Raw genomic sequence first — 12831 nt, 5'->3', positions numbered from 1 at the left:
GGGGCAATCAGCCGGCGGACGGACGATCCCGCTCGGCAAGGTCGGCGAGCAGCAGGTCGCGCGCGGCATTGATCTGGGCAGCCAGCGCTTCGGTTCCACCCTTGTCGGGATGGACCGAGGCGATCAGGCGGCGATGTGCGGCGCGGATATCGGTCGCGCGGGCATCCGCCGACAGACCGAGCAGGGCGCGGGCGCCCTCCACGTCGGCCCTGTCAGTCTGCACCGGCGGCGCAGCCTTGCGCCTGGCGCGGTTAGCGCCCTTCTTCGCCTTGCCCTGCGACGCGAAGAAGAGGGCCGTGCCCAGCAGGATTGGCGCACCGAGCGCCGGCTTGCCCTTGGCCGCCAGCACTGCGCCGACCAGCGCCGCCCCCAATGCCATGCCATCCTTGGTCGACATGCGCTGCAATCTCCCGGTCCAGATGAGCCAGCCCGCCAGGCCGATCAGCACCAGCGCGATCAGCCCCATCAGGCGGCGCCGAGCATGTCCACGGACGCGGCATGATCGCCGGTCGGCAAGGCCAATCCGGCCACCATCTCACGCAATTCCTGGCGCGCGGCGATATGGCTGATGCCCAGGTCGCCCAGATGCCCCTTGTCGAGCAGGGTCAGGCCCGAGGGGAAGAGTTCACGGAAGATGACGCGTTCCGACAATCCGGGAATGACGCGGAAGCCGACCCGGCGCGACAATTCCATCAGCGCATCGCCGACGCGCTTCTTGTTGCGGGCATCATGATGCTGGACGCGGTTGCGCAGCACCACCCAGTCGATCGACACGCCATCGGCCTTGGCCCGCGACTTGCGTGCTTCGAAGATGAGTTCGGAATAGAAGGACAGGCGACGCACCCGGAAGGTTTCGGCATCGACCTGGCCGATCAGGTCGAAATCGACGAAACTGTCGTTCATCGGCGTGACCAGCGTGTTGGCGCGGGCTGCCATGTGCCGGGCGAAATCATCGTCGCGGCCGGGCGTGTCGACGATCAGGAAATCCTTGCCCTCCGCAACCGCCGCCGCCTGTTCGTCGAGTGCGGCGACATTGTCGCCCTGAAACACCGCAAAGTCGGGTGCCGACAGATCGATGCCGCGGCGGCGCGCGGTTTCGGCGCGGTTTTCCATATAGCGGGTGACGGTGCGCTGGCGCGGGTCGAGATCGATCAGGCCGACGCTATGGCCGAGCGCAGTCAGCGCGATCGCCGTGTGGACGGCGGTCGTCGACTTGCCGGTTCCGCCCTTTTCATTGGCGAAGACGATGAGGTGCGTTTGCGCGTTCGCCATCGGACCTTGATAACCCCGTGTTTGTCGCTCTAGATTCTTGACGGTCCCGTGGCGCGAAGCCTAGCAGGACGCCCCTGTGTCCCTGCCCTTATCGGAGCCCCTCGTCCCGTGCAAATTCTCCGTGACCTTCCCGCCCTGCGTGCCGCCGTCGCCGCGCTGAAGTCCGACGGAAAGACGCTGGCGCTGGTCCCCACCATGGGGGCGCTGCATGACGGGCATATGGCGCTGGTCGAGGAAGCGCGCCGCCATGGCCGGCATGTCGTGGTGTCGATCTTCGTCAATCCGCGCCAGTTCGGCCCGAACGAGGATCTGGACGCCTATCCCCGGCGCGAGGCGAAGGATGCGCAGCTGTTACAGGCCGCCGGCGTGGACATCCTGTGGGCGCCAAGCGTGGAAGTCATGTATCCGGCCGGCTATGCCACCAATATCCGGGTGTCGGGGGTGAGCGAAGGGCTGGATGGCGCGGCGCGGCCGGGCCATTTCGATGGTGTCGCCACGGTCGTCACCAAGCTGTTCAACCAGGTCGCGCCCGATGTCGCGATCTTTGGCGAGAAGGATTATCAGCAGCTCGCCGTGATCCGCCGCATGGTTGCCGACACCAATCTGGACATCGAGATCATCGGCATGCCGACCCAGCGGGCCGAGGATGGTTTGGCGCTGTCGTCGCGCAACGCGTATCTCAGCGAACAGGAGCGCAAGGATGCGCTGGCGCTGCCGCGCGCGCTGGGTGAGGCGAAGCGCCAGATCGAGAAGGGCGAGCCGGTCGAGGCGGCACTGGCCAGGGCAATCGCCACGCTGGCGACCCATGGTTTCGACCCGATCGACTATGTGACCCTGTGCGACGCAGACAGCCTGGAGCCGATCGCAACGCTCGACCGTCCGGCACGGCTGCTGGGCGCTGCGAAGCTGGGCAAGACCCGGCTGATCGACAATATCGCGGTCGATCCGGCCTAAGCCGAAAGTCCGCGCTTGAGCAGGACAACGGCAAGGACGAGCAGGCCGACCACCGCCCAGCCCTCCCAGGTGCGGGGACCATAGCCCCAGCCGATACGCTTGGGGCCGAACCAGATGCGCGGGTCATTCATGGGCGTCTCCGCTTAACTTCGCACATTTCCCGCACATTTTGACATTATGTTGCGCGGGGGCGATCCTATTCACCTGTCACCCGATCGGCGACACCCCGGCTATAGCATGGTCATGGCGGCGTAGGACAGCAGCCCGAGGGACCGGGGCGAAGGCCCCGATCCCCCCATGTCGATCAGAGTGCGCCAGCGGCCGGAGCGGTGCCGGCTTCTACCGGAGCCGGAGCCGGGGTCGCGGCGATCGGCGCGGGCGTCGCCGCCGCGCTGTCGACCGAGAAGGCCAGATCCTCGTCCAGGAAGGCGGGGATGATCGAGCCCGACGGGATGTTGGCGCTGGTGCCGGTGGTGAAGAAGCCGGCGACCGGGATCAGCGCGATCGCACCGACGACGCCGGCGGTGCCGGTCACGCCCTTGTCATTGAAGGTGCCGGTCAAGCGCACCTGCCGGCCCCCCAGCCGGACATAGAGCACGCGGCCCTCGATGAAGCCGGACTTGCCCCACATGCCCTTGTTCCGCACGCTGGTGATTTCCGCGATGCCGGGCGTGCCGGCAGGGATCACCACATTATTGCCGACCATCACGGCTTCGGCGGTCTCGATATTGACGCGATCGCCGACCTTCACCGCCTTCTTCTTGGTGGTGAGTTCGACCAGCGTGCGAACGGGCACCTTGGCACCGGCACGCAGGACATTGCCATCGACGGCAGGCGCGATGGTGACGGCAGGCTGCTGCGCAGCCGCCATCGGCGCGGCCAACGCGGCCGCGCAGAAAAACAGACGAATCATGATACCCCCACAGAAAGTCCGCAGGATGCGGACCGGCGGAGGCAAAGCATAGTCCGAAGACTTGCGCCAGAGGCCAAGTAAAGCGCCCGATCTTTTCGGACGCTTTACGCTACGACCATCAGAAGGGGCGGACGATCACCATGATGACGATCACCGCCGCGGCGATGCCGGGCACTTCGTTCAGCATGCGCAACTGCTTGTCGGCAAGACTGCGCTGACCGCGCGCAAGTTTCTTCGCATAGCTGGCGATCCAGCCATGATAGCCCGACAGTGCCAGGACGAAGAGCAGCTTCAGGTGGAACCAGCCGAAATGCCAGGCGCCGATTTCCACCATCAGCATCAGGCCGAAGACCCAGGTAAGGATCAGCGACGGGTTGAGGATGATCTTGAGCAGGCGCGTCTCACGCTCGATCCAGCGCTGGTCCTCCGCCGAGCCCGGCAGGGTTTCCTGATGATAGACGAAGAAGCGCGGCATCATGAACAGTCCCGCCATCAGGAAGATGACGAAGATGACATGGGCGGCCTTCACCCACAGATAGGCGGCGCCGAGATAGGGCATCAGCGTGTCTCCGTTCCGCGCACATAGGCGATCAGCGCCTCGACATGGGCGATCGGCGTATCGGGTAATATGCCATGGCCCAGGTTGAAGATATGGGGCCGGCCGGCAAAGGCGGCGCGCAAGTTATCCACAGCCTGTTCCACCGCCTGACCGCCGGCAATCAGCGCCAGCGGATCGAGATTGCCCTGCACCGGAAGCCCGGCGGGCAGCGCCTGGTTGGCCCAATGCGGGTCGACCGTTTCATCCACACCCACCGCATCGACGCCGGTGCCGATCGCATAAGCCGGCAGTTTCGCGCCGGCGCCCTTGGGAAAGCCGATCACCGGAATGTCGGGATGGAGCGCCTTCAATTTGCGGACGATCGCGGCATTGGGCTCTATCACCCAGCGTTCGAACTGGAGCGGGGCGAGGCTGCCGGCCCAGCTGTCGAACAATTGCACCGCTTCCACGCCGGCTTCGATCTGGCCAGAGAGATAGATGACGGTGGCATCGACGATCGCGTCGATCAGCGCGGCGAAGCGATCGGGCTGTTGATAAGCCATGCGACGCGCGGCGCCCTGGTCCTTGCTGCCCTGTCCCGCGACCATATAGGTGGCGATCGTCCAGGGACTGCCTGCAAAGCCCAGGAAGGTCACCGACGGGTCCAGCGCAGCCTTCACCTGCCGGACCGTTTCATACACAGCCTCATAGCGGCTGAAATCGGGTTTCAGCGCCGACAGGTCGGTCTCCGCCAGGATCGGGGCGAGACGCGGGCCTTCACCGGCCTCGAACCAGAGATCCTGTCCCATCGCATAGGGGACGATCAATATGTCGGAAAAGAGGATGGCGCCGTCGAAGCCGAAGCGGCGCAGCGGCTGAAGCGTGACCTCTGCCGCAGCGGCGCTGTCATAGACCAGTTCGAGGAAGCCGCCCTTGTCGGCCCGGAGTGCGCGATATTCCGGCAGATAGCGGCCAGCCTGGCGCATGAGCCACATCGGCGGGACGGGCGGCACCGCGCCGCGCAATACGGAAAGGAGCGGCTTGGCGCTGACTGCGCCGGCGTGAGCGTCGGGACCCGTCATGAACTCTCTACTTTATAAAGATATTTAAAAAGGAATGTTGAGGTTGTTGGGCTGTTGGTTCGGGGGTTTATGCGCTGTCCCCGCTTTTGCCAACAGCTTGACTCCTGGAGTCACGCGATTCCGCGGCGAGTCATCTGAATCATCCCCATTACCCACAGGTTGTGGATAAGATTACGGCCCTGTTGAGAGGCTGTGGATAAGATTCCGCTTTCTGGGGACGAAATGGGGCTGCAAAGTTATCCACAACTCTATCCCTTGCTTTATCCACAGGGGACTCACAGAGATATGCCTGTGTCACGTATCCATCTTCACCTGCTTTCGGACTCCACCGGCGAGACGCTGGAGAATATCGCCAAGGCGGCGATCGGCCTGTTCGAAAATGTCGAGGCGATCCGCCATTTCTGGCCGATGGTCCGATCCGAAGTGCATCTCGACCGGATCATGGAGGAGATATCCGCCCATCCCGGCCTGGTACTGTTCACACTTACCAACCATGTGCTGCGGCGGCGGCTGGAAACGCGCTGCCGCGCGCTCGGCCTGCCCCATGTCGCCGCGCTCGACAGCGTGGCCGATGCCCTGTCCAACATATTGGGGCAGGAAACCCGGACCCGGCCGGGCCGCAAGCATATCCTGGACGAAGCCTATTTCGCGCGGATCGAGGCGATCCAGTTCACCATCGCCCATGATGATGGCGTGGGGCATGAGAATTGGGAGGAGGCCGATATCGTCCTGGCGGGCGTGTCGCGCGCGTCGAAGACGCCGACCTCCATCTATCTTGCCAATCGCGGCTACAAGACCGCCAACATCCCGCTGGTGCCGGAATCGCCGCCGCCGCGCAGCCTCTATGGCCTGAAGCATCCGATGGTGGTGGGCCTGACCATCAGTCCCGAGCGGTTGATCCAGATACGGCGCAACCGGTTGCTGTCGCTCAACCAGGCGCCAGAGACCGCCTATGTGGATAGCGACAAGGTGCAGGAGGAACTGGCCTTTGCCCGGCGCATGTTCGCAGACAATGGCTGGCCGGTGATCGACATGACCCGCCGGTCGATCGAGGAAGCGGCCGCCGCCATCATCAACCTGTTCAACGACCGCGAACTGGCGGAAGGAAATGAAGCATGATCGTCCTAGCCTCGCAGAGCGCCAGCCGGCGCGCCATGCTGAGCGCGGCCGGCGTGCCGTTCGAGGCGCTGTCGCCGGGTGTGGATGAAGAGGCCGCCAAGGAAGCATTGCGCGCCGATGGCCATGACGGCCGCGCGCTGGCCGATGCGCTGGCGGAGCTGAAGGCGCTCAAGGTGTCGCGCCGGGTGCCGGGCGCGCTGGTGCTGGGCTGCGACCAGACCCTGACTCTCGACGACGGGACGATGATCGACAAGGCGGTGGACAGGGCGGATGCCGCGCGCATCCTGCGCCTGCTGTCGGGCCGGGTCCATCATCTCCACAGTGCGGCGGTGATCGTGCTCAACAATGAACCGATCTGGCGCCATGTCGAGCGGGTGCGGATGACGGTGCGGACCCTGTCCGACGGATTCATCGACTCCTATCTGGAGGACGACTGGGACGAATGCCAATGGTGCGTTGGCTGCTACCGGATCGAGGGGCCGGGCGCGCAATTGTTCGCGAGGGTGGAAGGCAGCCAGTTCGGCATCCAGGGCCTGCCGCTGCTGCCGCTGCTTGACTTCCTGCGCATAAGGGGCGTTCTGGCGTCATGACCGACAAGCTCCCCTATGCCGAGGTGATCGGCGATCCGATCGACCACAGCAAATCGCCCCTTATCCACAATTTCTGGCTGCAGGCGCTGGATATCGAGGCGGAGTATAAGAAGACTCATGTGACGCCCGAGGGGCTGTCCGCCTATTTCCTGCAGCGCCGGGCCGATCCCGACTGGCTGGGCTGCAATGTCACCATTCCCCACAAGATCGCGGTGATGGACTATACCGACGATCCGGGTGGGGTGCGCGACCGGATCGGCGCGATGAACACCATCGCCAGCGAGACCGCAGGGCCGCTGATCGGCACCAACACCGATGCCGGCGGGTTCCTGCAGCCGCTGCTGCGCGACAAGTGGAAGGGGCGCCATGCGGTGCTGATCGGCGCGGGCGGCGCGGCGCGGGCGATCCTGTTCGCGCTCACCAGCCTGGGCGTACCGGACATCACGATCATGGCGCGCGACCCGGCCAAGGGACAGGCGCTGCTCGACCGGGCCGGGGTGAAGGGCAAGGTGATCGGCATGACGGATGCGCTGCCGGCCGCCGACCTGCTGGTCAACAGCACGTCGCTGGGCATGGTCGGCCAGCCGGCGCTGGATCTGGACCTGTCGCCGCTGCCGGCGAGTGCGACCGTCTATGACATCGTCTATGCGCCGCTGGAGACGGGCTTGCTGAAGGCGGCGCGCGACCGGGGCCTCAAGACGCTGGACGGGCTGGAAATGCTGATCGGCCAGGCGGCGCTGGCGTTCGACATCTTCTTCGATGCGGAGGCACCGCGCGAACTGGACGCGGAACTGCGCGCCCTGCTCACGGCGGCGGACTGAACGGCGACGGGGTGAAGATCTACGGCCTCACCGGCTCGATCGGCATGGGCAAGTCGGCGGTTGCAGCGATGTTTCGCCGCGAGGGCGTGCCGGTGTTCGATGCCGATGCCGAGGTGCATCGGCTGCAGGGGCCGGGCGGCCGGCTGATCCCGGCGATCGAAGCGCGTTTTCCCGGCACCACTGGGCCGCAGGGCGTTGACCGGACGAAGCTGGGCGCAGCGGTGTTCGGTCATCCCGCCGAATTGAAGGCGCTGGAGGCGATCGTCCATCCCGCCGTGGGCGAGTCGCGTCGGCGATTCCTCAAACGCCATCGGTCGCGCAAATTCGTGATTCTGGACGTGCCTCTGTTGTTCGAGACGGGTGGCCACCGGCGCATGGCGGGGATCATCGTCGTCAGTGCGCCCGCCTGGAAACAGCGGCGGCGGGTGCTGGCCCGGCCGGGCATGACGGTGGCAAAATTTCGTAGAATCCTGCACTTGCAGCTGCCCGATGCTGAAAAGCGGCTAAGGGCAGACTATATCATCAACACGGGTACGACATTTGCCGCAACCCGAGCACAGGTCAGGCGTCTGGTCGCTTGCCTTGGCGCCCGGACAGGCAGATAAGTAGAGTCATAGAGAGTCGGTTCAAAAGGGCGATGCGCGAGATCATTTTCGACACCGAAACGACGGGATTTGATCCGGCATCCGGCGATCGGCTGGTCGAAATCGGGTGCATAGAGCTTATCAATCGCGTGCCGACCGGCCGCACCTTCCACGCTTATTATAATCCACAGCGCGACATGCCCTCCGCCGCCGAGGCGGTGCATGGCCTGTCGAGCCAGTTCCTGTCGGACAAGCCGTTGTTCCGCGAGGGCGTGGCTGAACTGATGGATTTTCTGGAGGACAGCCCGCTGGTCGCGCACAATGCGCGCTTCGACTTCGGATTCCTCAATCACGAATTGAAGCTGTGCGCGCGCGACGCCGTGTCGATGGACCGGATGATCGACACGGTCGCGATTGCCCGCACCCTGCATCCCGGCGCCAAGCACAGCCTGGACGCGCTCTGCACCCGTTACGGCATCGACCGCAGCCATCGCGTCAAGCATGGCGCGCTGCTCGACGCCGAACTGCTGGCGCAGCTCTATGTCGAATTGACCGGCGGCCGTCAGATCGGCCTGGGTCTTGCACAGGAGGAAGAGAAAGAGATCGTCAGGGTGGAACTGACGGAAACCGCCGTTGTTCGCCCTGTTCGTCCCGCGCGCGTCTTCACGGCGAGCGCGGAGGAGCTGGAGAGGCATGCCGCTTTCGTCGCGAAGCTGGATAAGCCGCTCTGGCTCGAGGAGGCGCCGCCGGCCTGAACCTGCCGGCGTTTGCCACGTGCCAACCGGGCCGCTGATCCGGCGTCCCGGCAAGAATAAGGAGAAGGCATATGGATATCCGTGTTTCCGGGCATCAGGTCGAGACGGGCGAAGCGCTCAAGCAGCACGTCAGCGACCGGCTGGAAGCGATAGCCGAGAAATATTTCTCCCGCACGATTTCCGCCCAGGTGACCTTCCGACCGGCCCCGCATGGCGCCTTCCATTGTGATATCGTCTGCCATGTGATGACCGGCCTGATCCTGAAGGGCGCCGGCGAGGCGCAGGAGGCGCATCCCGCCTTCGACCAGGCATCGGACCGGATCGAGAAGCAGCTGCGCCGCTATATGCGCCGCCTGAAGGATCGCAGCATCCAGGCCGCCGCTGCCGAGGCGCAGCGCGCCAATGGCTATAGCGTCGATGATATCGACGGCGCGGGCTATACCATCTTCGCCGGTGCCGCCGACGAGGAGGCCGAAGTGGCCGATGCTCCCCTGATCGTCGCCGAAACGCGGGTCGATATTCCCGAGGCCAGCGTGTCCGACGCGGTGATGATGCTGGACCTGCGCAACACCAATGCGCTGCTGTTCCTCAATGCCGGGACGTCGGCCTATAATATGGTCTATCGCCGTCAGGACGGCACGATCGGTTGGGTCGAGCCGCGCGGCTGACCCCCTGCCAAGCCGGGCCGCCTGTTGACCTCCGGGTGCAGGCGGCCTATGGGGCCGGGCTTTAGTTTCTCCGAGCAACGCGCATTTTTTTCGACAGGCTGGGCGCGCCTCGGCTGCCCCCGGAAGTAAAATGGTGCATTTCAACGATATTGTCTCGCCGGACGCGCTGGCCACCGAGGTGACGGTGAACGGCAAGAAGATGCTGTTCCAGAAGATCGCGGCTCTGGCGGCGCAATCCTATGGCGTCGATGCCGAAGCGGCCGCCGACGCGCTGCTGGAGCGCGAGCGTCTGGGCTCCACCGGCTTCGGTGGCGGCGTTGCCATTCCTCATGCCAAGCTGCCGGGCCTCGACCGCATGTGCGGCGTGGTCGTGCTGCTCGATCCGCCGGCGCCGTTCGACGCGGTCGATGATGCGCCGGTCGATGTCGTGTTCGCGCTGCTTTCGCCGCAGGACAGCGGTGCCGAGCATTTGAAGACGCTGGCGCGTGTATCGCGCTATCTGCGCGATGAGGCGCAGGTGACGCGCCTGCGCGGTGCCAAGTCGGCCGAGGCGCTGCACGCGCTGCTGGCCGGTGGTGAGGCGCGTGACGCCGCCTGAGGCCGCCGCGCTTGCCAGTGGCGAGGCGGCGCATTTTCGCGCGCTGGAGCATCTCTATAACAGCGCGCCGATCAACGACCTGTTCCTGTCGAACCTGCGCGTGCCGGAACCCGGCCGGTCGGTGATCGATTTCGAGGTCGACGAGCGGCATTTCCATGCCGCCGGCGCGGTGCATGGCACCGTCTATTTCAAGATGCTGGACGATGCGGCCTTCTATGCCGCCAACAGCCTGGTCAGCGATCGTTTCCTGCTGACCACTGCCTTCAACCTGCTGTTTACCCGGCCGATCGGCCCCGGAAAGCTGCGCGCCGAGGGACGTTGGATCAGCGGCAAGCGCCGCGTCTATGTCGCCGAGGCGAGCATTCTCGATTCGGACGGGGAAGAAGTGGGCCGGGGCACCGGCACCTTCATGCGATCGCAGATTCCGCTGTCATCGCTGCCGGGATATCATGGCTGAGGAGAGTCCGGCCGCGCGGCTGACCAGCGCGATGCTGGTCGGCGCGCTGGTGAAGCGGGTGAATGCCGCCGGCGGTTTTGCCATGATATTGGCCAAGGGCGACGAGATGAGCGGTGTCATCCTGGTCCAGGTGATGGACAAGGGACGGGAATCCGCAATTTTCGAACGGGTATCGAACTTTCGCGGCGGCCATGCATTGATGCGCTGTGGACCCCCTGCGGAAGAGGGGCCGGAGGCGTTCGCCGCCTATGCCGAACGCCGACGCAGATCGGACCCCGACCTGTGGCTGGTCGAGCTTGATATCGCGGATGCGGAACGGTTCGCCGCTGAAACGATCTGCTGATCGTTGACTCCTTGCACGCGCGCGGGCAATGGCGGCCGACGCTGAACGCGCAGGTTGCCTGCATTCGTCCATGGGGGGCGGGCCGGTAAACACGCAGACGGGGGGCGGCCGAACGTCACAGAATATCGGTTACAATCGACGTTTCTGGCCAATAACCGCACGATTTTGAGCAATAATGAGTTTTCGTCTGAAGGCCGCGATCATCGCGGCATTTACGCTGTCGGCCGCTGCGGCTATTACGGCGTCGGACATGTCGAGCGCCAGCGAGGCCTCCCTGTCCACGGTTTCTCTTCCGGAAACCGCTGCGCTGACTAGCGCACCCACGGCCGGCACCAAGCCCGCCGTCGTTTTCGCTGCGCCGCAGGAAGTCGCGCAGTCGCTGGATTCCGGCCCCAAGGCTGGCAGCAATTTTTCGACCGATATCGAGTCCAAGGCCGAGACCCTGGCAGCCCTGGTTGATGCGCAAGGCGCTCCCGAGGATGTCGAAGGCGACATGAAGTGCCTGGCCGGTGCGGTCTATTTCGAATCCAAGGGTGAAACGCTGGAGGGCCAGCTGGCCGTTGCCCGCGTCATCATCAACCGCGCCAAGTCGGGCCGCTTCGCCAGCAGCCTGTGCGGCGTCATCTATCAGCCGAGCCAGTTCAGCTTCGTGCGTGGTCACGGCATGCCGCCGATCAACATCGCCAGCGATTCCTGGCGCGAGGCGGTTGCGATCGCGCAGATCGCCCTGGACGACAGCTGGGACAGCCAGGCCGAAGGCGCGCTGTTCTTCCATGCCCGCCGCGTGTCGCCGGGCTGGGGCAAGACCAAGCTGGCGTCGATCGACAATCACGTCTTCTATCGCTGATCCGCGCTCACCGCGCGACAGTGACGCCCTTTTGAAGGCCGGTTCGGACCCCATGTCCGAATCGGTCTTTTCTTTTGTTCCCTTCCTGTTCTAATCTGGTGCCATGACCATCCAAGACGCCGCCCAAGACCTCGATCGCTGTTCACCGCTGACCGACGGGACCGCGCTGGCGGTTGCGCGCGGCACGCTGCGCCTGTTTCATCGCCATGACATGAACGGCATATTGGAAGTGCCGTTACCCAATGGCCGGCGGGCCGACATCATGGCGATCGACAGCGCCGGGCGCCTGACCATCGTCGAGATCAAGTGCAGCCGGGCGGACCTGCTGGGCGACATGAAATGGCCGGATTATTTCGACTATTGCGACCGCTATTTCTGGGCGGTGCCATCGGGCTTCGACACCAGCCTGTTCGACAGCGAGGCGCTGTGGCCGGCCCGCACCGGCCTGATCGTCGCGGACCAATATGATGCCGAACTGGTGCGCGCCGCGCCGTTCGAGCCGCTGGCCGCCGCCCGGCGCAAGGCAGAGACGCTGCGCTTCGCCCGCCGCGCCGCCCGCCGCCTGTCGGCGCTGGCCGACCCGGATTATGCGGCGGAACTGGGCTGGTAAGGGTTAAATAAAAGGGCGGCCTGGCCGCCCTTTTTCATATCAGAAGACCGGACCCTGGACCGGGCCCTTGGGCGTGGCATTGCTGGCCTTGGCGGAATCGAGCGCTTCGACCAGACCCGGCGTGCGGCTGTCGCGCTCGGCATAGTCGCGGGCGGACATGCCGGCGATGGTGTCGCGCTTGTCCGCATTGGCGCCTTGCGCCACGAGCAGGCGGACCAGGCCGATGTCGCGCAGCTGCACCGCGCGGATCAATGCGGTCTCGCCGCTGCCATTGGTCTTGTCGACCTGGGCGCCGCGGGCGAGCAGCAGGCGCACGCCTTCCTCGTACCGGTTCTGCACGGCGAGCAACAGCGGCGTGGTGCCATTATTGTCGGCCAGGTTCGGATTGGCGCCCTTCGACAGCATGAAGTTGAGCCATGTCGTGTCACGGCGGCCGATGACGATGTGCAGCGCGGTTTCGCCGGTGGTGACGTCACGGCTGTTGATGACGGTCGAACCCGGCTTCTGCAGCAGTTCGGTCGCCTTGTCCCCATCGGCGTCCTTCACCGCCTTGAGGAAGTTGTAATTGTTGGAAAACTGGGCCTGGGCCGCAACCGGGGCCATCAGTGCCAGGGTGATGGCGGCAGGCCGCGCCAGAAACAGCCAGGTGGAAAGTCCGCTCTTCATCCCAATCTTCATCG

General features: G+C 64.9%; 19 protein-coding genes. 12 read left to right on the top strand and 7 right to left on the bottom strand.

Annotated features, from left to right (window positions below):
• Positions 1–7: 7 nt before the first annotated feature.
• Positions 8–466 (bottom strand): J domain-containing protein, encoded by a 459-nt coding sequence (locus HH800_RS21085; RefSeq protein ID WP_169862226.1) that lies wholly within the window; start codon positions 464–466, stop codon positions 8–10.
• Positions 466–1272 (bottom strand): division plane positioning ATPase MipZ, encoded by an 807-nt coding sequence (locus tag HH800_RS21080; protein ID WP_004209209.1) that lies wholly within the window; start codon positions 1270–1272, stop codon positions 466–468. The genes HH800_RS21085 and HH800_RS21080 overlap by 1 nt, the downstream gene beginning before the upstream one ends.
• Before the next feature lie 108 nt (positions 1273–1380).
• Here HH800_RS21080 and panC point away from each other — a divergent pair, with 108 nt between their 5' ends.
• Entirely contained in the window at positions 1381–2226 is an 846-nt protein-coding gene (gene panC, locus HH800_RS21075; protein ID WP_169862225.1) for a pantoate--beta-alanine ligase, read from the top strand.
• Here panC and HH800_RS29400 read toward each other — a convergent pair.
• The 4 genes from HH800_RS29400 to hemE form a co-directional block, all read right to left on the bottom strand.
• Positions 2223–2357, bottom strand: a complete 135-nt coding sequence (locus tag HH800_RS29400) for a hypothetical protein (protein WP_268932896.1) — start codon at positions 2355–2357, stop codon at positions 2223–2225. The two genes, panC and HH800_RS29400, sit on opposite strands and share 4 nt — an antisense overlap.
• 173 nt (positions 2358–2530) lie before the next feature.
• Positions 2531–3139 (bottom strand): hypothetical protein, encoded by a 609-nt coding sequence (locus HH800_RS21070; protein ID WP_097384937.1) that lies wholly within the window; start codon positions 3137–3139, stop codon positions 2531–2533.
• A gap of 118 nt (positions 3140–3257) precedes the next feature.
• On the bottom strand, positions 3258–3698 hold the full coding sequence (locus HH800_RS21065) for a CopD family protein (RefSeq protein WP_169862223.1): 441 nt from the start codon (positions 3696–3698) through the stop codon (positions 3258–3260).
• On the bottom strand, positions 3698–4759 hold the full coding sequence (gene hemE, locus HH800_RS21060; RefSeq protein ID WP_069338958.1) for a uroporphyrinogen decarboxylase: 1062 nt from the start codon (positions 4757–4759) through the stop codon (positions 3698–3700). The genes HH800_RS21065 and hemE overlap by 1 nt, the downstream gene beginning before the upstream one ends.
• Positions 4760–5050: 291 nt before the next feature.
• Between hemE and HH800_RS21055 the strand changes: the two genes are divergently transcribed.
• From HH800_RS21055 to HH800_RS21005, 11 genes are all read left to right on the top strand, one after another.
• Positions 5051–5878, top strand: coding sequence for a pyruvate, water dikinase regulatory protein (locus HH800_RS21055; protein ID WP_026108809.1), 828 nt, complete (start codon positions 5051–5053; stop codon positions 5876–5878).
• On the top strand, positions 5875–6468 hold the full coding sequence (locus tag HH800_RS21050) for a Maf family protein (RefSeq protein WP_010335788.1): 594 nt from the start codon (positions 5875–5877) through the stop codon (positions 6466–6468). Before HH800_RS21055 ends, HH800_RS21050 begins: the two co-directional genes overlap by 4 nt.
• Positions 6465–7289 carry a shikimate dehydrogenase gene (aroE, locus tag HH800_RS21045; protein ID WP_169862221.1) on the top strand — a complete coding sequence of 275 codons (825 nt, stop codon included), beginning with the start codon at positions 6465–6467 and terminating at the stop codon, positions 7287–7289. Before HH800_RS21050 ends, aroE begins: the two co-directional genes overlap by 4 nt.
• 11 nt (positions 7290–7300) lie before the next feature.
• On the top strand, positions 7301–7894 hold the full coding sequence (coaE, locus tag HH800_RS21040; RefSeq protein WP_136185921.1) for a dephospho-CoA kinase: 594 nt from the start codon (positions 7301–7303) through the stop codon (positions 7892–7894).
• A 32-nt stretch (positions 7895–7926) separates the two neighbouring features.
• A complete protein-coding gene (gene dnaQ / locus HH800_RS21035; protein ID WP_004209199.1) occupies positions 7927–8628 on the top strand; it encodes a DNA polymerase III subunit epsilon in 702 nt (233 codons plus the stop codon).
• Positions 8629–8699: 71 nt separating this feature from the next.
• A complete protein-coding gene (gene hpf, locus HH800_RS21030; RefSeq protein WP_004209198.1) occupies positions 8700–9296 on the top strand; it encodes a ribosome hibernation-promoting factor, HPF/YfiA family in 597 nt (198 codons plus the stop codon).
• 130 nt (positions 9297–9426) lie between these two features.
• On the top strand, positions 9427–9894 hold the full coding sequence (locus tag HH800_RS21025; RefSeq protein ID WP_010335784.1) for a PTS sugar transporter subunit IIA: 468 nt from the start codon (positions 9427–9429) through the stop codon (positions 9892–9894).
• Positions 9881–10351 carry a PaaI family thioesterase gene (locus HH800_RS21020; protein WP_234415698.1) on the top strand — a complete coding sequence of 157 codons (471 nt, stop codon included), beginning with the start codon at positions 9881–9883 and terminating at the stop codon, positions 10349–10351. The genes HH800_RS21025 and HH800_RS21020 overlap by 14 nt, the downstream gene beginning before the upstream one ends.
• Positions 10344–10694, top strand: coding sequence for a DUF1491 family protein (locus HH800_RS21015; protein ID WP_048938015.1), 351 nt, complete (start codon positions 10344–10346; stop codon positions 10692–10694). The genes HH800_RS21020 and HH800_RS21015 overlap by 8 nt, the downstream gene beginning before the upstream one ends.
• A 175-nt stretch (positions 10695–10869) precedes the next feature.
• Complete coding sequence (locus HH800_RS21010) at positions 10870–11541, top strand: cell wall hydrolase (protein WP_169862220.1); 672 nt, start codon at positions 10870–10872, stop codon at positions 11539–11541.
• A 103-nt stretch (positions 11542–11644) separates the two neighbouring features.
• Positions 11645–12151, top strand: a complete 507-nt coding sequence (locus HH800_RS21005) for an MmcB family DNA repair protein (RefSeq protein WP_169862218.1) — start codon at positions 11645–11647, stop codon at positions 12149–12151.
• 39 nt (positions 12152–12190) lie between these two features.
• Here HH800_RS21005 and HH800_RS21000 read toward each other — a convergent pair whose 3' ends face one another.
• Positions 12191–12829, bottom strand: coding sequence for an ankyrin repeat domain-containing protein (locus HH800_RS21000; protein WP_169862217.1), 639 nt, complete (start codon positions 12827–12829; stop codon positions 12191–12193).
• Positions 12830–12831 lie beyond the last annotated feature (2 nt).

The sequence above is a fragment of the Sphingobium yanoikuyae genome (genome assembly GCF_013001025.1).
GTDB lineage: Bacteria > Pseudomonadota > Alphaproteobacteria > Sphingomonadales > Sphingomonadaceae > Sphingobium > Sphingobium yanoikuyae_A.
This window is presented reverse-complemented; position numbering and strand designations above follow the sequence as displayed.